At 67.2% G+C, this 23,600-nt stretch carries 23 protein-coding genes and 1 pseudogene; 12 read left to right on the top strand and 12 right to left on the bottom strand.

What is annotated here, in order from left to right; genetic code table 11:
• Nucleotides 1-4: 4 nt before the first annotated feature.
• Genes CEX88_RS01875 through CEX88_RS01900 form a run of 6 tightly spaced genes read right to left on the bottom strand, consistent with a single transcriptional unit; the run spans nucleotide 5 to nucleotide 5,869 of the window.
• Complete coding sequence (locus CEX88_RS01875) at nucleotides 5-1,510, bottom strand: flavin-containing monooxygenase (protein ID WP_420799166.1); 1,506 nt, start codon at nucleotides 1,508-1,510, stop codon at nucleotides 5-7.
• Entirely contained in the window at nucleotides 1,507-2,229 is a 723-nt protein-coding gene (locus CEX88_RS26240; protein ID WP_094292180.1) for an SDR family NAD(P)-dependent oxidoreductase, read from the bottom strand. Before CEX88_RS26240 ends, CEX88_RS01875 begins: the two co-directional genes overlap by 4 nt.
• Nucleotides 2,226-2,963 (bottom strand): HpcH/HpaI aldolase family protein, encoded by a 738-nt coding sequence (locus CEX88_RS26245; RefSeq protein ID WP_094292181.1) that lies wholly within the window; start codon nucleotides 2,961-2,963, stop codon nucleotides 2,226-2,228. The genes CEX88_RS26240 and CEX88_RS26245 overlap by 4 nt, the downstream gene beginning before the upstream one ends.
• Nucleotides 2,960-3,928: a zinc-binding dehydrogenase gene (locus tag CEX88_RS01890; protein ID WP_094292182.1), complete on the bottom strand. Its 969-nt coding sequence runs from the start codon at nucleotides 3,926-3,928 to the stop codon at nucleotides 2,960-2,962. Before CEX88_RS01890 ends, CEX88_RS26245 begins: the two co-directional genes overlap by 4 nt.
• Before the next feature lies 1 nt (nucleotide 3,929).
• Entirely contained in the window at nucleotides 3,930-5,168 is a 1,239-nt protein-coding gene (locus CEX88_RS01895; RefSeq protein WP_094292183.1) for a cytochrome P450, read from the bottom strand.
• Complete coding sequence (locus CEX88_RS01900; protein WP_094292295.1) at nucleotides 5,165-5,869, bottom strand: NIPSNAP family protein; 705 nt, start codon at nucleotides 5,867-5,869, stop codon at nucleotides 5,165-5,167. The genes CEX88_RS01895 and CEX88_RS01900 overlap by 4 nt, the downstream gene beginning before the upstream one ends.
• Before the next feature lie 72 nt (nucleotides 5,870-5,941).
• Between CEX88_RS01900 and CEX88_RS01905 the strand changes: the two genes are divergently transcribed.
• Together CEX88_RS01905 and CEX88_RS01910 are read left to right on the top strand one after the other, a co-directional pair.
• Nucleotides 5,942-6,760 (top strand): SMP-30/gluconolactonase/LRE family protein, encoded by an 819-nt coding sequence (locus CEX88_RS01905; RefSeq protein WP_094292184.1) that lies wholly within the window; start codon nucleotides 5,942-5,944, stop codon nucleotides 6,758-6,760.
• Nucleotides 6,757-7,572 (top strand): thioesterase family protein, encoded by an 816-nt coding sequence (locus tag CEX88_RS01910; RefSeq protein WP_094292185.1) that lies wholly within the window; start codon nucleotides 6,757-6,759, stop codon nucleotides 7,570-7,572. The genes CEX88_RS01905 and CEX88_RS01910 overlap by 4 nt, the downstream gene beginning before the upstream one ends.
• Here the strand turns inward: CEX88_RS01910 and CEX88_RS01915 are convergent, their stop codons facing one another.
• From CEX88_RS01915 to CEX88_RS01925, 3 genes are all read right to left on the bottom strand, one after another.
• Complete coding sequence (locus tag CEX88_RS01915) at nucleotides 7,573-8,334, bottom strand: MarP family serine protease (RefSeq protein WP_082961651.1); 762 nt, start codon at nucleotides 8,332-8,334, stop codon at nucleotides 7,573-7,575. It lies immediately after the preceding gene.
• Between the two features lie 69 nt (nucleotides 8,335-8,403).
• A complete protein-coding gene (locus CEX88_RS01920; protein WP_094292296.1) occupies nucleotides 8,404-8,595 on the bottom strand; it encodes a ferredoxin in 192 nt (63 codons plus the stop codon).
• Nucleotides 8,596-8,603: 8 nt separating this feature from the next.
• The gene (locus CEX88_RS01925) at nucleotides 8,604-9,845 is read right to left on the bottom strand and encodes a cytochrome P450 (protein WP_094292186.1); all 1,242 of its coding nucleotides are present in this window, start codon (nucleotides 9,843-9,845) and stop codon (nucleotides 8,604-8,606) included.
• Nucleotides 9,846-9,883: 38 nt separating this feature from the next.
• Between CEX88_RS01925 and CEX88_RS01930 the strand changes: the two genes are divergently transcribed.
• The gene (locus tag CEX88_RS01930; RefSeq protein ID WP_064394586.1) at nucleotides 9,884-10,420 is read left to right on the top strand and encodes a TetR/AcrR family transcriptional regulator; all 537 of its coding nucleotides are present in this window, start codon (nucleotides 9,884-9,886) and stop codon (nucleotides 10,418-10,420) included.
• Here the strand turns inward: CEX88_RS01930 and CEX88_RS01935 are convergent.
• Nucleotides 10,401-11,567 carry a CaiB/BaiF CoA transferase family protein gene (locus CEX88_RS01935; RefSeq protein WP_094292297.1) on the bottom strand — a complete coding sequence of 389 codons (1,167 nt, stop codon included), beginning with the start codon at nucleotides 11,565-11,567 and terminating at the stop codon, nucleotides 10,401-10,403. The genes CEX88_RS01930 and CEX88_RS01935 overlap by 20 nt on opposite strands.
• Nucleotides 11,568-11,611: 44 nt before the next feature.
• Between CEX88_RS01935 and CEX88_RS01940 the strand changes: the two genes are divergently transcribed.
• The 4 genes from CEX88_RS01940 to CEX88_RS01955 are packed head-to-tail and all read left to right on the top strand — an operon-like array spanning nucleotide 11,612 to nucleotide 15,281.
• A complete protein-coding gene (locus CEX88_RS01940) occupies nucleotides 11,612-12,715 on the top strand; it encodes a phosphotransferase (protein ID WP_066843113.1) in 1,104 nt (367 codons plus the stop codon).
• A 21-nt stretch (nucleotides 12,716-12,736) separates the two neighbouring features.
• On the top strand, nucleotides 12,737-13,282 hold the full coding sequence (locus tag CEX88_RS01945; RefSeq protein WP_066843115.1) for a TetR/AcrR family transcriptional regulator: 546 nt from the start codon (nucleotides 12,737-12,739) through the stop codon (nucleotides 13,280-13,282).
• Nucleotides 13,283-13,338: 56 nt separating this feature from the next.
• On the top strand, nucleotides 13,339-14,835 hold the full coding sequence (locus CEX88_RS01950) for an aldehyde dehydrogenase family protein (protein WP_094292187.1): 1,497 nt from the start codon (nucleotides 13,339-13,341) through the stop codon (nucleotides 14,833-14,835).
• 11 nt (nucleotides 14,836-14,846) lie between these two features.
• Nucleotides 14,847-15,281: a nuclear transport factor 2 family protein gene (locus CEX88_RS01955; protein WP_066843162.1), complete on the top strand. Its 435-nt coding sequence runs from the start codon at nucleotides 14,847-14,849 to the stop codon at nucleotides 15,279-15,281.
• A 71-nt stretch (nucleotides 15,282-15,352) separates the two neighbouring features.
• On the opposite strand, the gene rlmN is transcribed toward CEX88_RS01955, so the two are convergent.
• Together rlmN and CEX88_RS01965 are read right to left on the bottom strand one after the other, a co-directional pair.
• Nucleotides 15,353-16,477 (bottom strand): dual-specificity RNA methyltransferase RlmN, encoded by a 1,125-nt coding sequence (rlmN, locus tag CEX88_RS01960; RefSeq protein ID WP_094292298.1) that lies wholly within the window; start codon nucleotides 16,475-16,477, stop codon nucleotides 15,353-15,355.
• Between the two features lie 100 nt (nucleotides 16,478-16,577).
• Nucleotides 16,578-17,051: a MarR family winged helix-turn-helix transcriptional regulator gene (locus tag CEX88_RS01965; protein WP_066843167.1), complete on the bottom strand. Its 474-nt coding sequence runs from the start codon at nucleotides 17,049-17,051 to the stop codon at nucleotides 16,578-16,580.
• A 132-nt stretch (nucleotides 17,052-17,183) separates the two neighbouring features.
• Between CEX88_RS01965 and CEX88_RS01970 the strand changes: the two genes are divergently transcribed.
• The 5 genes and pseudogenes from CEX88_RS01970 to CEX88_RS01990 all read left to right on the top strand — a co-directional run bounded on the left by CEX88_RS01970 (nucleotide 17,184) and on the right by CEX88_RS01990 (nucleotide 23,588).
• Nucleotides 17,184-18,197 carry a glucose 1-dehydrogenase gene (locus tag CEX88_RS01970; protein WP_231987696.1) on the top strand — a complete coding sequence of 338 codons (1,014 nt, stop codon included), beginning with the start codon at nucleotides 17,184-17,186 and terminating at the stop codon, nucleotides 18,195-18,197.
• Nucleotide 18,198: 1 nt separating this feature from the next.
• Nucleotides 18,199-20,013: a glycoside hydrolase family 15 protein gene (locus tag CEX88_RS01975; protein WP_094292188.1), complete on the top strand. Its 1,815-nt coding sequence runs from the start codon at nucleotides 18,199-18,201 to the stop codon at nucleotides 20,011-20,013.
• Entirely contained in the window at nucleotides 20,010-20,576 is a 567-nt protein-coding gene (locus CEX88_RS01980) for a hypothetical protein (protein WP_066843122.1), read from the top strand. Before CEX88_RS01975 ends, CEX88_RS01980 begins: the two co-directional genes overlap by 4 nt.
• Nucleotides 20,577-20,667: 91 nt before the next feature.
• Nucleotides 20,668-22,464 (top strand): thiamine pyrophosphate-requiring protein, encoded by a 1,797-nt coding sequence (locus CEX88_RS01985; protein WP_066843124.1) that lies wholly within the window; start codon nucleotides 20,668-20,670, stop codon nucleotides 22,462-22,464.
• Nucleotides 22,461-23,588, top strand: a pseudogene (locus CEX88_RS01990) (enolase C-terminal domain-like protein). Before CEX88_RS01985 ends, CEX88_RS01990 begins: the two are co-directional and overlap by 4 nt.
• Nucleotides 23,589-23,600: the final 12 nt, after the last annotated feature.

Here is a 23,600-nt window from a genome sequence, read left to right on the forward strand (position 1 = left end):
GACGTCAGCGCCTCGCAGCGGTCGGGGTCTGCGCCGTCGCCGCCCGGTCCCGCAGTGGCGCGTCGAACGTGTAATCGGACGGCTTGAACCGCCGCGTCATCCCCCAGAACGCGCGGGCACTGCGCGGCCACTGCGTGACGACCCGGCCGTTGGCGGCGCGAAAGTAGTTGCTGCAGCGGGTCAGCCAGACGGTGCCCGCCATCCAGCGGTCGACCTTGGCCAGGAACGCCGCCATCGTGCGCGGACGTACCTCGATGTACGACTTACCCCGGCGCCGAAGGTGTTTCAGCGCCCGCACGATGTAATGCGCCTGCGCCTCGAGCATGAAGATCACGCTGTTGGACCCGACGTTGGTGTTGGGGCCGTAGAGCATGAAGAAGTTGGGAAAGCGCGGCACCGCCATCCCCAGGTAGGCGTAGGCTCCGTCACTCCAGGTCTCACGCAGCGAGACCCCGCCCGCGCCGACGACGTCGATCTGGCCCAGGTAGTCGGCGGCGGCGTAACCGGTCGCGCAGAGCACCACGTCGACCTCGAGTTCCGTGCCGTCCTCGGTCACCAGCGAACGCGCCCGCAACGCTCGCGCTGGGCTCGCGATGACCTCGACGTGCGGCTGCGTCAGGGCCTGCAGGTAATCGGTGGCGAACACCAACCGCTTACAGCCGAAGGGATGGTCGGGGGTCAGCTTGCGACGTAACTCGTCGTCGGGGATCGTCGCCTCGAGCACCTTGAGCGCAATGCCCTTGAACTCCAGTGTCTTGTCGCTGCCGTTCTCGATGACCGAGATATTCGACTCGCTGCGCAACCACAGCCGGGTCCGGTAGATCTTCTTCGCCAGCGGGATGTTGCGAAACACCCACTTCTCCCGCCCGCTGTAGGCCCGATCGGGTTTGGGCAGCACCCACGTCGGTGAGCGCTGCACCGAGTAGACGCGCTCGGCCACCGTGGCGACCTCCGGAACCAGTTGCGCCGCTGTCGATCCCGTACCCAGCACCGCCACTCGCTTGCCGGAGAGGTCGACGTCGTGGTCCCACCGCGCGGTGTGCATCAACGTGCCGGTGAACGGTTCCTCCTCCACCAGGTCGGGCATGACGGGCCGGGTGAACAGGCCGACCGCCGAGACCACCACGTCGAAATCAAACCGTTCACCGCTCGCCGAGGTCAGCTGCCATCGGTCGCCCGCCCATCGCGCCGAAATGATCTCGGTGTTGAGCCGCAGGTGCGGCGTGAGTTCGTAGCGTAGCGCGCAACGTTCGAAGTATTCGAGGATCTCCTTCTGCCCGGACCACAGCCGAGACCAGTCGGGGTTCAGGTCGAACGAGTAGGAGTACAGGTGCGACTTCACATCGCAGGCCAGGCCGGGATAGGTGTTGATCCGCCAGGTGCCGCCGACGCCGCCCTCACGATCGAAGATCGTGAAGTCGCGAAAACCGGCCTTGCGCAGGAAGATCCCCAGCGCCAGGCCACCGGGGCCGGCGCCGATGATCCCAACCGAGAGGCTCGGATACCTCACCCGATTCGAAGGCATTGCCCTCCATCCACGACGACTTCGGCTCCCGTCATGAAGGACGCCTGCTCGGAGACCAGAAAGGCGACCACGTTCGCGACCTCGTCGGGTTTCCCGATCCGGCCGAGCGTCGCGGTCAGCCGCTGCTGTGTGGCGGGGTCGAGCATCGGGGTTTCGATCGGGCCCGGGAACACCGCATTGACCCGAATGCCGGCCCCGGCGAGTTCAGCGGCGACGGCCTGGGTCAGCCCGCGCAACGCCCACTTCGACGATCCGTACGCGGCGTGGTTCGGGAAGGGCCGGATGGCACCGGTGCTGACGGTGTTGACGATCACGGGCCCCGCTGCCCGCCGGAGATGCTCCAGTGCTGCCTTGATTCCGAGGAACGGGCCCAGACAGTTGAACCGCCAACTGCTTTCGAACGCCTCGGGTGTTTCGTCGTCGAGGGAGCAACGATGCAGCACCCCGGCGTTGTTGATCAGCGTCGACAACCCCCCGAACCGGTCGACCACCTGGCTCACGGCGGCTTGCCACTGCTCGGGCGAGGTGACGTCGAGTTCGACCGGGATCACCTCGTCGCCGAGGTCGGCGATCGTCGCCCGCAATTCGTCCATCCGCACGTCACATGCCGCGACCCGGAATCCGTCCTGGAGCAGGCGTTTCGTGATCGCCGCGCCCTGCCCGCGTGCGGCGCCGGTCACCAGCGCGACGCGATCGCCCGTCACTGGGAATCCTTGAGGATCTCCTCGGCGCCGCGCCGCAACGCCTGAGACTCCGACGCGACCGTGAGCATGCGATACCCCATGTCGGCCATGGCCCTTCCATTCTTGCCGGCGTGGATGCCGGCGATCACGCCCGACGCGGCGGCGCTGGACTGGATACGAGCGAGCGCGTCCGTGACGGGCGTCGCGGTCCAGGCCGCGGCCGGGGCGTGCCCGAGCGCGATCGCCAGATCGTTGGGGCCGACGTACACCCCCGTCACCCCGGGCACCGCGCAGATCTCGTCGACCGCGGCCAGTCCCCGCACGCTCTCGATCATCGCGAACACCCCCGCGCGGGCTTCGTGTTCGGCCGGATCGCGCCCGACGTCGGCGCGCAGCGGCCCGTAGCTGCGCACCCCCGCGGGTGGGTACCGGGTCGCCGCGACGGCCGCGGCGGCCTGCTCCGGCGATTCCACCATCGCGATGATGACGGCGTCGGCGCCCGCGTCGAGCACACGGCCGATAGGTGCGGGGTCGGCAGAGGGTAACCGCACCGCCGTCGCGATCCGGACGTGTTCGAGGCGACGCAACAACAGCGCGACATCGGCGTCGCCCAGATACCCGTGCTGCACGTCGAATCCGACATAGTCGTAGCCGGCCTGGGCGAATTCTTCGGGGCCCATGATGGTCGGCCCGACCACCCATCCTCCCCACACGTGCTCACGGGTGGCGAGGGCCTGCTGAATTCTGCTGGTCATTCGACGATCGCGATCTTGATGCGGTCCGGCGCCGGGCGGCACGCGAGTTCGAACGCGGCCTGGGCATCGTCGACGCCGAATGTGTGTGTCACATAAGTCGGCAGCAGATCGGGGTGGTGCCGGACGAACTCGTTGGCAGCGGCCAGCATCCGTCGCCGGTCCAGGGTCACACCGGACTTCAGCGTCAAGTTGTTGCGCAGCATGGTGCGCATGCTGATCGGATAGCTGTCGTCGTCGGGCACACCGAAATAGAACACGGTCCCACCCGGCGCGGCCGCCTCGATCGCGTGACCGAGGGTGGCGACCTGGTGCCCGACGGCTTCGATGACCACATCGGGCCGGTCGCCGGGCTCGAGGTGGCTCACCCACCGGTCGCTGGTGGCGCGCACGATCGTGTCCACGCCGAACTCCTTGCCCACCACGTCGCGGTCGACCGGGTCGACGCCGGTGACGCGACGTGCGCCGAACGCCTTTGCCGCATAGGAGAACAGCAGACCGATCGAGCCCTGCCCGATCACCGCGACGTGCAGGCCTCTGAGTTTGGGCAACTGTTCGACCGCATACAGCACACACGCCAGCGGCTGCAGGGCAACGGCATGCTGCGGGCTCAGATTATGGTCGTAGTAGGCCAGCCCGTCGCCGTCGGCGACGACATGTTGCATCAGGCCGTCGAAGCCGGACGCCCAGCCGACGACCCAGTCCCCCACACCGTGGCTGCGATGCCTACTGGCGATCACCTCGCCGACGACCTCGTGGATCGGGAAGCCCGGCATCTCGGCCGCGCTCACCCCCCGATCGCCTGCGATCTTGCCGCGAACACCCCGGAACGGCGGCAGGTCGCTACCGCAGACCCCCGCCGCGCGAAAGCGCAGCAGCACCTGCTGATCTGCCAACGACTCCGGCGTTGTCTCCGGAATGTCTTGGCGCTCGAAGGTGTACGGCGCGACCAGTCGATAGGACCACATCTCACACACCCTCCGCGTGGACCTCGACAGGAACACTGCTCCAGCCCCACTGAAAACTCGACGGCGGCCGGGACGCGGCCTCACCGTCGATGCGCCAGTCTCCGACCCGCTTGAGCCATTCGGTCACCATGATGCCGATCTCCAACCGCGCCAGGTGCACCCCGAGGCAGAAGTGTTGTCCGCGACCGAAGGCCAGCAGGCGCTCGATGGGACGGTCCCAGATGAACGTGTCCGGATCGGAGTATTCGCGTTCGTCACGGTTGGCCGACGCCAGCAGTGAAATGATCCGTTGCCCTGGTCGAATTGTGGTGCCGTGCATGGTGAACGGCTTACGCACGGTGCGTGCAAACCATTGCGCGGGCGCGCAATAGCGGATCATCTCCTCGCGCGCGACGAGAACATGGTTGTCGACGTCGCTGCGCACGGCGGACAGCTGATCGGGCCGAAGGCCCAGCTCCCAGAGGCCGTGTGCGACGATCTTCGGCACCGTTTCGGTTCCGCCGATGAAGATCCCGAGCAACTGGGTGGCGGCCTCGACATCGGTGAACGCCGAGCCGTCCGGCAGCCGGTACTCGATCAGGTTGTCGGCGATCGGGTTCTCGCCGGGCGTGGTCCTGCTGCGCTGGATGATCGGAATCAGGTACTCCAGGTAACCCGGCCGTGCATTGGCCACCTCGACCCCGCTGCCCGGCTGCGCGAGGCTGCCCGCGTTGACGGTCGCCAGCACGTCGGCCGCGAGATCCACCGGCAATCCGAGCAATTCGCAGACCATGGACGCGGCGACGATGCCGCCGTAGTCCTGGGTCAGGTCGAAGGCGCCGCGCGGCAGCAACTCGTCGAGGCGCTCGTTGGCCAGTTGACGGATGCGGTCGGCCAACTTGCCGGCCGACCTCGGCCGGAACGGGGGCGATGTGCAGCGTCGCACGGTGTCGTAGATCGGCGCGTCGAAGTTCGCGTGGAAGGGCATCGGATGCAGCGCCGGGTCGGGCACGGGCCCGTCGTTGTGCTTCGCGAGAACCGTTGCCGCGGGCAGGGTTCCCTCGGAGGAAACGAACGTGCCGTCGTTGACCTCCAACACCCGCCAGATGTCCTCGAAACGCGAAAGGGCGTAGGTGTCCCATTTCTCGACGAAGTACACCGGGTGCCGATCGCGCAGCGCCCGATAGAACGGCAGCGGGTCGGCCATCACCGCCGGGTCGAACGGATCATAGGAGAACGTCTCGAGAACAGTCATGTTCATCGCAGCGGTGACGGTGGGAGGGCGGCCAGGATGGAGTCTTCCCAGCCGTCGCGCAGCGCGGGCGCGACGCTCATCCAGGTGACGATCTCGACGGGCGGGCTGTCCTTCCACGACGGGTAGTGGTTGGCGAAGCAGTCCCAGTCGTCGTCGAGCGCCCAGTAATGGATGACCTCGTTGAAGCGGAAGGTCGTGATGAACGAACCGAGCCAACGCTTTCCGGTACGTTCCGACCACGGCACGTAGAGGCGTTCCAGTTCGCGGATGTAGTCGTCCTGGCGGCCGGGTTTGGTCTGCATGATCTCCTGGATCACCAGCCCGGCACCGAAGTTCGCCTCCTGCAGCTGCGCGAGTGTCCGATTGTATTTACCCGCGTACATGATGCGGCCCTCACCCGAGGCGCCGATCTCGGCGAGGTATGTCGACCACTTCGCTGCGGCTTCCTCATGGCTGCCGCCCCTGGCCTGCGCCTTGCCGATGCGCGCATAGTCGGCGAACGTGTCGATCTCCCAGATGATCGTCACCTGCGGCCAGTGGCCGTTGTACGGCGTCGTCTCCCAGATCGCGAACAGCCGCGCGCCGAGGTCGGCCATCATCGGCTGGTACACGTCGCCAAAAACCTCACTGAACCCGCCGGACCGGCCGGAACCGAGCGCGATGGTCTCGTGGAGATAGAGCAGCGTGTGACCGTAGTACTTCTTCATGACCTGCACCCATTTGACAGCGACACCTTGCGAGCGTGACACTTATCGCGTGTTTTGTAAAGGTGTGTCGGGATGACTCCGACGCCGCTGGCGAAGGGGTTCTGCTTCGGCGAGGGCCCGCGCTGGTTCGAAGGTCTGCTCTGGTTCTCCGACATGCTTGGCGAAGCGGTGCACACCGTCGACCTCAACGGTGATCTGACGACGCTGCCCCTTCCGGGACATGCGCCCGCCGGCCTCGGATTTCGCCCCGACGGGTCGTTGCTGATCTCCTCCACCGAGGCGCGCCAGGTGCTGCGCTACGACGGCGAGAACGTCACGGCGATCGCCGACCTGTCCGCGATCGTCCCGGCCCCACTCGGCGACATGGTCGTCGACCGCACCGGGCGCGCTTACGTCGGCTCCCCGGCCCGCGAACAGGGAGTGATCGTGCGGCTCGATCCCGACGACACGTTCACCGTCGTCGCCGACGGCCTCGACTTCCCGAACGGGATGGTCATCACCACCGACGGCACAACGCTGATCGTCGCCGAGTCGACCGGACGCCGACTGACCGCGTACTCCCTTGCAGGTGACGGCGCACTGTCCGATCGCCGCATCTTCGCCGACAAGCTCGACGGACCACCGGACGGCATCTGCCTCGACGCCGAGGGCGCCGTGTGGGCCGCGATGACGCTGGCCGGTCAGTTCGAGCGGATCACCGAAGGCGGCGGCGTCACCGACCGCATCGACATCGGCGAGCGCATCGCGATCGCCTGCGCGCTCGGCGGTCCCGAGCGTCGCACCCTTTTTCTGTTGTCCAGCACCGACGCGTATCCACAGCGGCTCAAAGGCACCAAGCTGTCGCGCCTCGATGCGACCACCGTCGACATACCGGGAGCCGGGCTACCGTGAGCGATTCCTATTACGAGCTCATCGACGACGCCGATCCGCTCGGCGAGAAGTTCCGCGCGACCGACCTGGTCCGCAGCACCTGGTCGGCCGCGATCCAGCACGGAGCGCCGGTGTCTGCCATCCTGGTTCGCGCGCTCAAACGCTGCGAGGCCCGCGACGACACCCGCTTGAGCCGGGTGCTGATCGACCTGCTCGGCGGTGTTCCCGCCGAGGGTGATCTGTGGGTGCGGTCGCGAATCGAGCGCTCGGGCAAGCAGATCGAACTCGTCAGCTCCGAACTGCTGGCTGCGAGGCCGGACGGGGACCCGCGGCCCGTCGCGCGGGCCAGCGGGTGGCGGTTGAAGACCGTCGACACCCACGCCGTACAGCATGCGCCGCAACCTCCTCTGCGTCCGCTGTCCGAGGCGAAAAGCCGTGACATGAAGAAGGACTGGGATCGCAACTACGTGCACAGCCTCGACTGGCGGTGGCTGACCGAACCGCTGTGCGAGGGGCCCGGCGAGTCGTGGATCCGCCCGGAGGTCGACTTGGTCAAAGGCGAGGCCATGACCCCGCTGGAGCGGTTGTTCGCGGTGGCCGACGACGCCAACGGCATCGGGACCAAGCTGGACATCCGCCGCTGGACGTTCATGAACACCGATCTCGTCGTGCACGTGCACCGGATCCCGGAGGGCGAGTGGATCGGTATCCGCGCCGAGACCAGCTACGGGCCCGACGGCATCGGTACGACGCTCGGCACGCTGTTCGACGAGACCGGCGCGGTCGGCGCGATCCAGCAGTCCGTGCTCGTCCGGCCGATGCCCCAGCGCTGATCAGGGCGTGCAGGCGCCGGTCGCGACCGGGATGTTCGCGCGCGCCCCGTCGGTCACCGTCGCCGAGACCTGCTTGGCGGTGAGCACGAAACCGGTCTCGGGGTCGTCGATGGCCGCCCCGAAGCTGATGCCGAGCACGTGGCCGTTCAGGTCGATGAGCGGTCCACCGGAACCGCCGCGCCGGATCGGGCCCCTGATGACGTAGACCTCGCGGTTCACCGTCGTGGTGCGGTAGATGTCCGGCCCGAGAAGCTCCATGACCCTGCGGATTCGCGCAGGGGTGGCCACGAACGGCCCTCCCCCCGGATATCCGAGCACGAGGGCATCGGCGCCGATGACGGCGGTGTGCTGGTCCATCGCCAGCGTGGGGGCTTGCAGGTCGGGCACGTCGAGCACGGCGACGTCCATCGCCGGGTCGAAAACCACGACGGTGGCCGGTATCTCCCGGTCGCCCGCCCAGACTCTGACGACGTCCGCGCCCGCCACGGTGTGTGCGGCCGACATCACCCGGTTCGGTGCGACGACGACCCCGCTGCCGTCCACCGTCCTCGCGCACTGCAGGGCCTCCGTGTGGATCTTCACGACGCTGCGCGCCGCCTCTGCGACGACAGCGCTGTCGGCCAGCGTGGCATCGGGTGCGGCGAGCGTAGTGATCGCGATCGGAGTGGGCTCCTCGGCGACGAGGTCGAACGATCCCCTGATCGCGCCGCAGCCGGTCACGCCGATCGCGACCAGGCACACCGCAAGCAATCTCGACCTCATTGCCGAAACGATAACTCCGCGGGAGGCGAATCGGAGGCCAAGCTCGCCCAGCCAGTCGAGCCGGTTGAGCTAGTCGATCAAGCGCAACGCCGCGGCCGGGCACTGCGTCACAGCCTGCAGCATCCGGTCCCTGTCGGACTCCGGACGTTCGGGCTCGTGGATCAGCACGATACCGTCGTCACGCACCTCGAACAACTCCTCGGCGATCGACTCGCAGATCCCGTGTCCGGTGCACCGGTCCAGATCGACTTCGACGCGCATGCGCACTCCTAGCGAACGACGGCGGGCAGCCGTTTGACGCCGTGCACGAAACTGCTGTACAGCAGGTCGGGTTCGCCGAACTCGATCGTCGTCAACCGAGTCAGCAACTCTCGGAACAGGTTTCGCAACTCGGCTTTGGCCAGCTGGCTTCCCAGGCAGAAATGCGGGCCTCCGCCGCCGAACCCGAGGTGCGGGTTGGGCGAACGGGAAAGGTCGAATGCGGCGGGGTCGGCGAAGGCGGCCTCGTCGCGGTTGGCCGAGCAGTAGAACAGCGCGACCTTGTCCCCGGCCTTGACCGGCTGGCCGTTGATCTCGGTGTCCTCGGTGACGAAGCGCGCGAACTGCAGGACCGGCGAGGACCAGCGGACGAATTCCTCGATCGCCAAACCGATCCGGCCGTCGAAGTCCGCCATCAACCAGTCGCGCTGGTCCGGGTTGTCGACCAGCGCCATCATCGCGTGCGTCGTCGCCTGCTTGGTGGTGTCGTTGCCGGCCGAGGCGAGCAGGATCAGGAAGGCCCCGATCTCCTCGTCGGTCAGCCGGTGGCCGTCGACCTCGGCGTTGACGATGCTCGTCATCAGGTCGTCGCCGGGGTGGGTGCGCCGGAACTTGGCCAGCTCGACGCCGGTGTTCGACAACAGCGCGATCTGTGCGACCGGGTCGGCGACGCGCTCATCCTCGGTGGCGTACTCGTCGTCGCTCATGCCGAACAATTTCTCCGCGGCGTAGGCGACGGCGGGCTGGTCGGCGCTGGCCACGCCGAGCATGTCCATGATCGTCAGCATCGGCAGTTGCGCCGAGCATGCCGACACGAACTCGACTTCGCCTGCGCCGACCAGGTTTTCGACGATGGTGACCGCGTTCTTGTGGATCTGTTCCTCGATCAGCCGCACGTTGCGGGGCGTGAACGCCGAGCTGATCAGCCGGCGGTACACGGTGTGCTGCGGCGGGTCCATGGTCAAGAAGAACGAGGCGAACCGCTGAATCTCGGCGGGCATCGGGTTCAGCGCGACGCCCTGAGCCGAGGTGAACAGTTCGGGATGCTGGCTGACGTAGGCGATGTCGGCGCGCCGCGTCAGCGCCCAGAAGCCGGGCTCCTCGATTCCGAACATGGAAGGCAGCGGAGGATGCCAGGACAGCCCGTCGGCGGCTCGCAGCCGCGCGAACGTCTCGTCGCGCACGGCGAAGGGCCGACTCCAGAACTTTTCCGACGTGATGTCGACAGCGCTGTATTCGCGGGCTGATGTCACCGATTCAGCGTGACACTTCGTCAAAAGTTTGTAAAGCTATGACGGTGCCGGTAGCCGACGCAGACTCTTCGACGCGCGAACGCATCCTCGCCGCGACCGCGGAAGTACTGGGCCGCCACGGCATGACCAAGCTCAGCCTCTCCGAGGTCGCACTGCAGGCGCAGGTCTCCCGTCCCACTCTCTACCGTTGGTTCGCCTCCAAGCGTGACCTGCTCGACGCGTTCGTGGTGTGGGAACGCCAGTACTACGAACGTGCGGTGGCCGAGGCGACGGCGGGCCTGCCTCCCAGCGAACGGCTCGACGCGGCGCTGCGGGTGATCGTCGACTACCAGCAGTCATATCCGGGTCTGCGGATGATCGACATCGAACCCGAGCAGGTGATCAAACGGCTCTCCCGGGTGATTCCGTTGATGCGCCAGCGCCTGGAACGGCTGGCCACCGGACCCGATCCCGGTCTTGCCGTGGCGACGGCGGTGCGGGTCGCGGTGTCGCACTATCTGGTGCGCAGCGACGACGACGCCGACTTCCTCGCGCAGCTACGCCACGCGGTGCGGGTCAAGCACCCGACGTCTTGAGCTCAGCGACGATCTCGTCGGTGTGCTGGCCCAAGCGCGGTGCGGCCCAACGGGGCTCCCACGGCGTGCCCGAGAAGTCGGCCGGCGAGGCGACCATCGGCGCTGCGCCTTCGCCGTCGGGCACGTAGACGATGCCGCCGGCGGCGTGAAACTGCTCGTCGGCCACGATGTCCTCCAGCGAGTTGATCGGCGACCAGAAGAAGTCCGGTTCGGCGGCGAAGACCTCCCCCCATTCGGCGAGGGTTTTCGAGGCGAAGATCTCGTCGAGTTCGGCGACGAGTTCGACCGCGTTGACGGCGCGCGCCCGCGGGGTGTCGAACCGGGGATCGGTCAGCCACTGTGGGCGCCCGACCGCGCGACACAACGGCGGCCAGTGCCTGCCGGCCTCCAGTCCGACGATCCAAAAGCGGCGCCCGTCACCGGCCGCGTAGTTGTTCATGCAGGGGTTGCCCATCGTCTCCCGCTGCCCGATCGCGATCGAATTCCCGGTCAGCAGAAAGGTATTGAGGTCGAAGCTCACCGTGTAGGCCCCCTGGCGGTACAGCGAGGTGCTGACCAACTGCCCCTTCCCGGTGCGGCCCCGCGCCACCAACGCGGCGCAGACCCCGGCGGCCAGCGTCATCCCCGCCGCGTGGTCGCCCATGCCGCCGCGTTGGAACGGCGGGGTCTGGCCGGGACGGGTCAGCAGGTGCGCCAGGCCCGCTCGCGCCCAGAACGCGGCGACGTCGTAGGCCGCCCGGTCCGCGTCCGGCCCGTTCTCGCCGTAGCCGGCGATCAACCCGTAGACAAGTTGCGGATTGTGCGCGGCGAGAGCCGCGAAGTCCAGTCCCATGCGCGCGAGCGCGCCGGGCCGGACATTGGTCACGAAAACGTCTGCGCCCTCGATCAATTCGCGGGCCGTAGCGCGGCCGTCGGCGGTCGTCATGTCGAGCACGATGCTGCGCTTACCGCGGTTGTCCATCTCGAACGGCGGGCTCACGTCGCCGTCGACACCGAGCATCTTGCCGAACAACCGCGCCGGATCGCCGGTCGGCGGTTCGATCTTGACGACGTCGGCGCCCCAATCGGCGAGTATCCCGGCAGCCGCCGGCCCGGCGACCCACACGCCGAGTTCGACCACCCGTACTCCCTCGAGCGGACCCGCCATCGACACCTTCTTTACATGTATTCCCGAATTTGTAAACTAGCGTGGTGAAGCACGCTGCGCCGGTGCTCGGCCTGGCCGCACATGTGGGCCGCGGGATACAACGTATCGCCACCGACGCCGCGTTCGGCCGTCTCCGCCCACTTCCGCGGTCCGTGTCCGAACTGGACGCGCCCGCCATGTCGCGGATCATCGGCCGCCCTGTGGCCGCGGTGTCGGTGCTGGGCGGCGACGCCGGCACCTCGTCGCGCGCACGCCTCGCCCTGAGCGGCGACGACGTCCCGCCGACTGTGTTCGTCAAGCTGGCGGCCGAGACCGTCGCCACCCGCCTGATGGGCGAGATGGGGCGGCTGGGCGCGACCGAAACCCGCTTCTACCGCGAACTGTCCCCGCGGCTCACCGGCGTCCCGACGTGTCACGGCTCGGCGTTCGACTCGGTGACGGGTCGCTACCTTCTCGTGCTGGAGGATCTGTCGGCCGACGAATGCGAGTTTCCCGACACCTTGCATCCGATCAGCGCCGACCGGACCGGCAAGATCGTAGAGCTGCTCGCCAGGCTGCACGCGACCTTCTGGAACCGGGTGCCCGACTGGCTCTACACCGCATCGGGCGATACCGCGTCCTTGCTCACCGGACCGCTGCTGAAGATGTCGGCGCGCCGCATTGCCGAGCGCACCGATATCGCGGTCGGCGCCGGCCGCTTCATCGACGAGAACTACCGTGCCGTGGCCCGGCTCATCGACGAGCCGCCCCACACCGTGATGCACGGCGACGCGCATCCGGGCAACGTGTACTTCCGCAACGGCGAGGCCGGGCTACTGGACTGGCAAGCCGTCCGGCGAGGGCATCCCAACCGTGAGCTGGCGTACACGCTGGTCACCAGCATGACGCCCGCCGATCGCCAGGCGCATCAACGCGACCTGCTCGACGTCTACCGCCAAGCGCTCACCGCATGCGGCGGACCGGAGTTGGACCGCGACGAGCTGTGGGAGCGGTACCGCCAGGGCGCCCTGTATGCCTACGTCGCCGCGCTGATCACCGCCGGGATGGGAGGCATGCAGGCCGAGGGCATCGCCCTGGAGGGCCTGCGCCGCGGCATCGCGGCGCTAGAAGATCTCGACACTGTCGCCGTACTCCAGAAGTCGATGTGAAGAACGATCTAGGCTTGCCCCGTGAACGAAGCGCTGCGCGACGCACTCGGACCCGAGGACATCTCGACGCGGCACCGGATTCTCGTCGCGACCTCGGAGGTCCTGGCCCGAAGCGGTCAGACCAAGCTCAGCCTCTCGGAGGTCGCGCTGCAGGCCGGCGTGTCCCGCCCGACGCTCTACCGCTGGTTCGCCTCCAAAGGTGAACTGCTCGACGCGTTCGGCATCTTCGAGCGCGACCTGTTCGACAACGGCATCAGCAAGGCGACGGCCGGCCTGCGGGGCACCGAGAAGCTCGACGCCGCGCTCCAGTTCATCGTCGAATACCAGCACTCGTACTCCGGTGTTCGCGTGGTCGACATCGAACCCGAGGTCGTCATCCCGCAGCTCACGAAGATCATCCCGGTCATGCGGGCGCGGCTGCAGAAACTGCTGAGCGGCCCGAACGCAGCGGTCAAGGCGGCCACCGCAATTCGCGTGGCCATCTCGCACTACATCGTCCGCAGTGACGACGACGACCAGTTCCTGGCACAACTGCGGCACGCCACCGGGATCAAGCCACAGGGTTAGCCGTCCGGCTCTCGCGAAAAGCTGACACTCGCGCAAAAATTTGTAAAGCTGTCCGCATGACCCAGGTTGAGACTGACACCGGCGTGCTGGCCGGCGACGAGCGGATGTTGATCGACGGCGAAATGCTGACCACGGCCAGTGGCGCGACGTTCGATGTCATCCACCCCGCCAGTGAACAGGTCGCAGGCCGGGCGACCGACGGCACCGTCGAGGACATGGCCCGCGCGGTCGGCGCGGCGCGCCGCGCCTTCGACGAAACAGACTGGTCGCGTGATCTGGACTTCCGCTACCACTGCCTGACGCAGCTGCACGAGGCCTTCGAACGCAACAAGGAACGGCTGCGCCGGATCCTGATCACCGAGGTCGGCTGCCCGGTGTCGGTGAGCGGCAGCCAGATCGAGAGCCCGATCGACGAAGTCAAGCACTGGGCCGAGCACGGGAAGAACTTCGACTACCTGGTCGACAACGGTGTGCACGAGACACCGTTGGGGCCGGCCCGCCGCAAGATCCACTACGAGCCGGTCGGTGTAGTCGGCGCGATCACCCCGTGGAACGTGCCGTTCTACCTCAACGTCGCCGAGACCGTGCCCGCGCTGATGGCCGGTAACACCGTCGTCCTCAAACCCGCGCAGCTGACGCCGTGGTCGGGCAGCGAGTACGGCCGCATCGTCGCTGAGGAGACCGACATCCCGGCCGGCGTGTTCAACGTGGTGGTGTCCAACGCCAACGAGGTCGGCGCCGCGCTGTCGGCCGATCCGAGGGTCGACATGATCACGTTCACCGGATCGACGGCCACCGGGCGGGCCATCCTGGCCGCAGGCGCGCCGACGGTGAAGAAGACGCTGCTCGAGTTGGGCGGCAAGTCGGCCCACATCGTGCTCGACGATGCCGACTTCAACTCGGCGTTGTCGATGGCGGCGATGATGGCGTGCGTGATGAGCGGGCAGTCCTGCATCCTGCCGAGCCGGATCCTGTTGCCGCGCAGTCGCTACGACGAGGGCATCGAGATCCTCAAGACGATGATGGAGGGCTTCCCGGTCGGCGACCCGTGGACACCGGGCAACATGCAGGGCCCGCAGATCAGCGAGACCCAGCGCCAGAAGGTGCTTGGCCTGATCAAGAGCGGTATCGACTCCGGTGCGCGGCTGGTCACCGGCGGCGGAATCCCGGAGAACCTGCCGACCGGCTACTACACCCAGCCGACGCTGTTGGCCGATGTCGACCCGAATTCCGAAGTGGCTCAGGAAGAGATCTTCGGCCCTGTGCTGACGGTCACCCCGTACGACACCGACGACGAGGCGGTCGCGATCGCCAACAACACGATCTACGGGCTCTCCGGTGAGGTGTCCGGCGCCGACCTCGATCGCGCGTTCGCGGTGGCCTGCCGCATGCGCACCGGCAACGTGACGATCAACAGCAAGAGCCACTTCGGCATCAACAGCCCGTTCGGCGGCACCAAACAGTCCGGGCTGGGTTACCGCAACGGCGAAGAGGGCTACAAGGAATACCTGGAAGCCAAGACCATCGGCATGCCCGACACGGTCGAACCGTGAATCAGGCAACGATGGACGATCGGCGGATCCGCGACGAACTCGACATCGCCGCACTGCTGCACCGCTACGCCCGCGCAGTCGACACCAAGGACTGGGAACTGTACCGCTCGGTGTTCACCGACGACGCCCACATCGACTACTCGTCGGCGGGGGCCGTGGTCGGAAGCCGCGACGAGGTGGTGGACTGGTTCGCGGCGAACTTCGGGGTGATCGCGTGGAGTTTGCACCACATCACCAACATCGAGGCCGACATCGGCACCGGGCCCGAGGGTGACACCGCACGGGTCAGGGCGATGTTCTACAACCCGATGCAGTTGCCCGGCATGACCGAGCCCAGCTTCTGCGGCGGGTACTACCACCACGAACTCGTGCGCACCCCCGACGGTTGGCGCAGCCGTCGGCTGGTCGAGGAGAACGTCTGGTTCACCAATCCCCCCGCTCAGTAACGCCCAGACCGACGTTTTGGCGGAAAAGTCCGAGCGAAACCCGCCATTACGTCGGTCTCGACGGGAAGAACTCAGCTCTGGGCCGCCAACTGCCCACAGGCGGCGGCGATTTCGCGCCCTCGCGTGTCGCGCACAGTGCAGGACACGCCGCGCTCGCGGACCCGCCGGACGAATTCGCGTTCGGCCGGTTTGGGGCTGGCATCCCACTCGCTGCCCGGCGTCGGGTTCAGCGGGATGACGTTGACATGCGCGAGCGGGCCGAGCACGCCGTGCAGCCGCTTGCCCAAAAGGTCTGCCCGCCAAGGCTGGTCGTTCACATCGCGGATCAACGCGTACTCGATTGACACGCGGCGGCCGGTCACGTCGGCGTAGTAGCGCGCAGCGTCGAGCGCCTCGGACACCTTCCACCGGTTGTTCACCGGCACGAGGGTGTCGCGCAGTTCGTCGTCCGGGGCGTGCAGCGACAACGCCAGCGTGACTCCGAGCCGTTCGTCGGCGAGCTTGCGGATGGCGGGCGCTAAGCCGACCGTCGACACCGTGACCGACCGGGCCGAGATCCCGAAACCGTTGGGGGCCGGGTCGACGATCCGTCGCACCGCGGCCAGCACCCGGTTGTAGTTGGCAAGTGGCTCCCCCATGCCCATGAACACGATGTTGGACAGCCGCCCGCCTCGCGCCACAGGTGTGATTCCGTCGCCGTCGCGGTCACGCAGTTCCACCGCGGCCGCCCGTACCTGTTCGAGGATCTCCGCCGTCGACAGGTTGCGCTTGAGCCCGCCCTGGCCCGTCGCGCAGAACGGGCAGGCCATCCCACATCCGGCCTGCGACGAGATGCAGACCGTGTTGCGTTGCGGGTAGCGCATCAGCACCGACTCGAACGTGGTGCCGTCGACCGCGCGCCACAGCATCTTGCGCGTCTCACCCGCATCGGTCTCGATCTCGCGCACCGCATCGAGAAGCGTGGGGAACAGCGCGCCCGCCACCTGGTCGCGCACACCCGCGGGCAGGTCGGTCATCTGGTGGGGGTCGGCGATCAGCCTGCCGTAGTACTGGTTGGCCAGCTGTTTGGCACGAAACGCCGGCAGCCCGAGTTCAGCGACGGCCGCGGCACGACCCGCGTCGTCGAGGTCGGCGAAATGCCGCGGCGGCATGGCGCGGCGCGGCGGGTCGAAGACGAGAGGTAGCGAAGTGGGCATGAGCTGCGACCAGTATCCCACTTCTGACGTCGGATAAATCCAAGCGCCGCGCGCGGTCGTCACATCCGCGCCGAGGCCCGGCCGGCCGAGCGGGCAAGCCTCAGATCAGGGCGTGCCGGTGCTCCTCCCGTGGTTCACCGGCGACGGTGGCGAAGGCGTCCAACGCCACTACCAGCGTTTCACGTTGGGCCGCGGGCATCTCCCGCAGGATCCGACGGATCGCGATGCGGCGGTGATGGATGACGCGATCGATCAGCACCTGCCCGTCGGAGGTGAGCGTCAACGCGATGTTGCGCCGGTCGGCGGGATCGTCCCTGCGGTCGACCATTCCGATCTTGAGCAGCCGATCACAGATTCGGCTGGCGTTTGACGCGCTGACCTGCAGACCCGCCGCCACCGCGGCGAGATTGACGGCGCCGCGGGTCGCGATCATCATCATCACCCGCAGCTGAGGCACGGTCACCACGTCGTCGACGGTCGAGATCGACGCTGCGGTGATAGCGACCAGAGCCCGTGACGCCCTCATCACCGACTCCACCTGCTCGTTGGTCACACCAGCGCCGCGACCGGCCATGTCCACCTCATTCCAGGTTCAAGAATATTTATCAAACCGCAATTATTCGCTGTTTGCAATTACTGCTCAACGGCAAGTCTCAACCGTATGCAGGCATTGACCGTTCAGCCTGGAAAGGCGGACACACTTGCCGTGGACGATGTCGACGAACCCACCCCAGGCTCGGACGAACTACTGGTCGACGGCCTGGCCATCGGTGTGTGCGGGACCGACAAGGAGATTGCGGCCGGACGGTACGGCTGGGCCCCGCCTGGTCGGGACAAGTTGATCATCGGACATGAGTCCCTCGGCCGGGTGGCGACCGCCCCGCCCGGCGCGTCGTTCACCCCCGGCGACCTGGTGGTCGGCGTGGTGCGCAGGCCCGACCCAATGCCGTGCCGGGCCTGCGCCCATGGCGAATTCGACATGTGCCGCAATGGTCGCTACACCGAACGCGGGATCAAGGCGATCGACGGTTACGGCAGCCAAAGATGGTGCGTCAAAACTGATTACGCGATGCGCATCGACGAGGGCCTGCGAGACGTCGGAATGCTTATGGAGCCCACCACGGTGGTGGCCAAAGCGTGGGAGCAGGTTCGGCGGGTGGGCCAGCGGGCCTACTTCGAACCCGAACGGGCGCTGATCACCGGCGCCGGTCCGATCGGGCTGCTGGCAGCCCTGCTGTCTGTGCAGTCCGGCCTTGACACCCATATCCTCGACCGCGTCACCGACGGACCCAAACCCGGGATCGCCGCGGCACTGGGCGCGACGTATCACCACGACGACATCGACGACGTCGCATCCCGGCTGCAGCCGGACGTGGTGATCGAGGCGACCGGAGCCGGACCGGTCGTCTTCGGCGCCATCGCCAACACCTCGACATACGGCATCGTCTGCCTGACCGGAGTCTCACCGGCCGGACGAAGCCTCAAGATCGACGCGGGTGCCGTCAACCGCGAGTTGGTGCTCGAAAACGATGCGGTCATCGGATCGGTCAACGCCAACCTGCGCCACTATCGGCAGGCCGCCGAGGCGTTGGCCAAAACCGATAAGGATTGGCTGGCCAGCCTGATCACCCGGCGAGTGCCGCTGCACCGCGCCGCCGACGCCTTCACCGCCCGACCCGACGACGTGAAGGTGGTCATCACCCTCGACGACGCGAGCTGACATGGCCGCGATCGAGGACTACGCGCTGATCGGGGATCTGCAAACCGCAGCCCTGGTGGATCGCAGCGGAGCCATCGACTGGTTGTGTCTGCCACACTTCGACTCGCCGGCCTGCTTTGCGGCGCTGCTCGGCGGGGCCGAGGCGGGTACCTGGCTGATGGCGCCGGCGGGCGGCGAGGCGGCGACGCGCCGGCGCTACCGCGACGACGCGTTGATCCTCGAAACCGAATGGGACACCGGGGACGGAACTGTCCGGCTCATCGATTTCATGCCACCGCGCGGCGTGGCCGCCGACGTCGTCCGCATCGTCGAGGGCGTGCGCGGCACGGTCTCGATGGCGATGTCGCTGTGCCTACGCTTCGACTACGGCCACGTCGTACCCTGGGTGCGCCGCAGCGACGGCGGGCTGTCGGCGATCGCCGGCCCGGACGCGGTGTGGTTGCGCACGCCCGTCGACACGCACGGTCGCGAGCTCACCACCGTGGCGGAGTTCACCGTCACCGAGGGCCGGCGCATACCGTTCGTCCTGACGTATCAGCTCTCTCATCTGGCCGCACCCCCGCCCGTCGACGCCGAGCAGGCGCTGTCGGAGACCGAACGCTGGTGGAGCGCATGGGTGGCCCAATGCAACTACACCGGATCGTGGCAACCGGAGGTGCGTCGGGCGTTGATGTTGCTCAAGGCCCTGACTTTCGCTCCCACCGGCGGCATCCTCGCCGCCGCCACCACGTCATTGCCCGAGCAACTCGGTGGGCCGCGCAACTGGGATTACCGCTACTGCTGGCTACGCGACGCCACCTTCACCCTGCAGGCGCTGCTCGGCACCGGATTTGTTGACGAGGCGCGGGCCTGGAGGGAATGGTTGGTGCGCGCGGTGGCCGGCGACCCCGCCGATCTGCAGATCATGTACGGCGCCGACGGGCGGCGGCGGCTACCCGAGTTCGAACTCCCCTGGCTGGCCGGTTACGAGAACTCGAACCCGGTGCGGATCGGCAACGCCGCCGCGGCCCAATTCCAACTCGACGTGTGGGGCGAGGTGCTCGACGGTCTGCACCTGGCCAGGGACAGCGGGCTGCCGACCGACGACATCGCCTGGGACGTCCAGCGCGCACTTCTCGACTTTCTCGAGGGCGATTGGCAACGGTGCGACTACAGCCTCTGGGAGATTCGCGGGCCCGCAAGGCATTTCGTGCATTCGAAGGTCATGGCATGGGCCGGGGTCGATCGTGCGGTACGCACCGTCGAGAACCATCAGCTGGAGGGCCCGCTGTCGAGATGGCGAGCCCTGCGCGACGAAATCCACGCCGACGTCTGCGAGCACGGATACAACCCGCACCGCCGTAGCTTCACCCAGTCCTACGGCTCCGACCACCTCGACGCGGCACTGCTGCTGCTCCCGCGGGTCGGCTTCCTGCCCTATGACGACCCGCGCATCGTCGGCACCGTCGTGGCGGTCCAGAAGGAACTCTGCTGTGACGGCCTGCTTTTGCGCTACCTTCCCGAACGAAGCGACGATGGCCTCCCGGGCCGTGAAGGCAGTTTCCTAGCATGCAGCTTCTGGCTCGTCGACGCGCTGTGCGGCATCGGCCGCTCCGACGAAGCCACCGCGCTCTTCGAGCGACTGCTGGGACTCCGCAACGACGTGGGGCTGCTCAGCGAGGAGTACGACCCGAAAGCCGGGCGCCAGCTGGGTAACACACCACAGGCCTTCAGCCTCGTCGGGTTGATCAACAGCGCCCGACAACTCAGCGGGCACCACACCATGACGTCCGGACACCACCGGCAACAGCATCCCCACTCGACGGCACGACAGTGAAGGGAGACGACGATGCCCCCACCCCACGCACCTCCGCACAGCAACTGCCGACGATGACCGCTCCGCGAACGCAGTTGGTCGAGGTCAGCCTGAACCGGTCGCGGTATCGGAGCGGCCGGTGGTTGCTCGTCGCCGAGGGGGTGGCGTGCGCCGCCGCCGGAAGCGCCGCCGCCATAGGTCACCTCGGCGGCGGATCCCGTTCGGGGACCGGAATATCCGTATTCGGGCTGCACATCTCCCCCGTCGAATGCGTCGTCCTGGCGGTGTTCGGTGTGCTGGCCGTGGTGGCGGCGTTTCGACGCGGCACGGCGGTGGCCCTGAGCGCGATCGGTGTCGTGGGCGGCATGACGATGGTCATCGTCACCTCCGTGGCGGCCGTACACGACGCCTCCGGAGCGCTGGGGTTCGAGTTCGGCGACATCCTGCTCTCCGGCCTGCTCGGCGCCTACAACCTGGGCCTGCTCATGTGGCTGTGTTCGGACGCCGTGGAGGGGAAGGTGTGGCGATACCGACACAGATCCGCGACAACCGGATCGACCGGCCGGCGACGAAGTCTCAATTAATTTTCAGGAAGCAATAGTTGCTGTACAGCAAATGAAAGCGTAGGACGGAGATAACGCCTCCGTCCGCGAACCCGACCGACAAGGAGCAGTCATGCCCGACCAAACCGTCGCTGATTACTTGCTCGAACGGTTACGCGCCTGGGGTGTTCGCCGCGTATTCGCATATCCGGGTGATGGGATCAACGCGATCCTGGCAGCCTGGGGCCGCGCCGACGACGATCCTCAGTTCGTGCAGTCCCGCCACGAAGAGATGAGCGCGTTCGAGGCGGTCGGCTACGCCAAGTTCGGCGGCGCGACATTCGGCGTCTGCATGGCGACGTCAGGCCCCGGGGCGGTACATCTGCTCAACGGCCTCTACGACGCCAAACTCGACCACGTACCGGTGGTGGCCATCGTCGGACAGACCAATCGCAGCGCGATGGGCGGGTCCTATCAACAGGAGATCGACCTGCTGAGCCTCTATAAGGACGTCGCCGCCGACTACGTGCAGATGGTGACCGTGCCCGAGCAGCTTCCCAATGTCCTCGACCGGGCGATCCGCACCGCGGTGGCGAGGCGGTGCCCCACGGCCTTGATCATTCCGGCCGACGTGCAGGAGCTCCCCTACCGCCCACCCCGACACGCCTTCAAGATGGTGCCGTCAAGTCTGGGTGTCGACTGGCCGGCGGTAAACGCCGATGACGCGGCCATCGCGCGGGCCGCCGAGATCCTCAATGCCGGAACCAAAGTCGCGATGTTGGTCGGCAACGGCGCCAGAGGCGCTGCGGCCGAACTGGCCGAGACCGCTGAGCTGCTCGGCGCCGGAGCTGCCAAGGCCCTGTTGGGCAAGGACGTGCTGTCCGACGAACTGCCATGGGTGACCGGTGCGATCGGCCTGCTGGGCACCCGGCCCAGCTACGAGTTGATGCGTGACTGCGACACGCTGCTCACGATCGGATCGAGCTTCCCCTACACCCAGTTCCTTCCCGACTTCGGACAGACCCGCAGCGTGCAGATCGACATCGATCCCACCATGATCGGAATGCGCTACCCCTACGACGTGAACCTGGTGGCCGATGCGAAATCCGCTCTGCGCGGTCTCATTCCGCATCTGCAATACAAATCCGACAGATCGTGGCGGTCCACGGTCGAATCGAACGTCAGCCGCTGGTGGGAGACCATGGCCAAGGAGGCCGCCGTCAGTACCGACCGTGTCAACCCGCTGCGGCTCTTCTCCGAACTCTCCGCGCAGCTGCCCGGCAACGCGATCGTCACCGCCGATTCCGGATCCGCCGCCAACTGGTATGCCCGGCAGCTGCGCTTCGGGCCGGGCGTGCGCGGTTCGCTGTCCGGAACGCTGGCGACCATGGGCCCGGGGATTCCGTACGCCATCGGCGCCAAGTTCGCCCACCCGGACCGGCCCGTCATCGCCCTCGTCGGCGACGGTGCCATGCAGATGAACGGTATGGCCGAACTCATCACGATCAAGCACTACCACCAGCAGTGGTCGGACCGCCGCCTGATCGTGGCGGTCCTGCACAACAACGACCTCAACCAGGTGACCTGGGAGATGCGTGCGATGAACGGATCACCGAAATTCGCGGCGTCACAGACTCTTCCGGATGTTGACTACGCCGGCTTCGCCGCCAGCCTTGGACTTCAGGCACACACCGTGCGTGACCCCGACGGGCTCGCCGACGCGTGGCGTTCCGCGCTCTCGGCCGACCGGCCGACGGTGCTCGACGTGCACACCGACCCCAACATGCCACCCATTCCGCCACACGCCACCTTCGAACAAGCCAAAGCCACCGCCACCGCAGTGCTCAAGGGTGATGAGGACAGTCGCAGCTTCATCAAGGAAGGCATCAAAACCAAGGCGCAAGAGTTCATGCCGCACACACGCTCATGATCACCGACGACGCTGTCCGCACCGGAATTCCCGCCGCCACCGTCGATGCGCTGCGCGTCACGGCGTACCGCATCCCCACCGAAGCGCCGGAGGCCGACGGGACACTGGCCTGGGATCACACCACGCTGGTGGTGGTCAACGCCGACTGCGGCGACATCACCGGAACGGGGTGGACGTACGGGCATCCGGCTTGCGCCGACGTCATCACCCGAAGCCTCGTCACTCACGTTGTCGGGCGGGACGCGCTCGACGGCGCGGCGGCGTTCGACGCCATGGCCAAGGCCGTGCGGAACTTCGGGCGCAGCGGCATTGCGGGACAGGCGCTCTCCGCGGTCGACGTGGCGCTGTGGGACCTCAAAGCCCGGGTTCTAGGCATGCCGCTACACCGGCTCCTCGGCGCCGTGCGCGACAGCGTCCCCGTCTACGGCAGTGGCGGGTTCACCACCTACGGCCCCCACCAGATGGGGGACCAACTGCTCGGCTGGGTGCGTGACCACGGCATCACCCGCGTAAAGATCAAGATCGGGCAGTCGTGGGGCACACGCACCAGACGCGACGTGTCGCGGATGCGGCAGGCCCGGGCCGCGATCGGCGACGAAACCGCACTGATGGTCGACGCAAACGGTGGCTACACCGCCAAACAGGCCGTCCGGGTGATGTCCGAGGTTGCCGACCTCGCCATCACCTGGCTGGAAGAGCCGGTCTCATCCGACGACCTCTCCGGCCTGCGAGCCGTACGCGACGCGGTCGGCGCCGATGTCACGGCGGGCGAATACGGCCACCGGCTGGCCGATTTCGTCCCGCTGTGTTCCGCGGTCGATTGCCTGCAGATTGACGCATCGCGGTGCGGCGGCATCACCGGTTGGCAGCAGGTGGCCGCGCTCGCCGCCGCACACCATCTGTGAGTCTCCGCACACTGCGCGCCGTGGCTGCACGCCGCGGTCGGCGCCGCGACACGCAATCTCCGCCACCTCGAATGGTTTCACGATCACGCCCGTATCGAGACCCGTTACTTCGATGGCGCGACACCGCCGACCGACGGGGTTATCCGCCCCGACCCGGACAGTCCTGGGCACGGGCTGACCGTACGCAGCCTGGACCTCGAGCCCTATCGCGTCGGCTGAAAGAGACACTGC

The organism is Mycobacterium neumannii (assembly GCF_002245615.1).
GTDB classification, from domain to species: Bacteria; Actinomycetota; Actinomycetes; order Mycobacteriales; family Mycobacteriaceae; genus Mycobacterium; species Mycobacterium neumannii_A.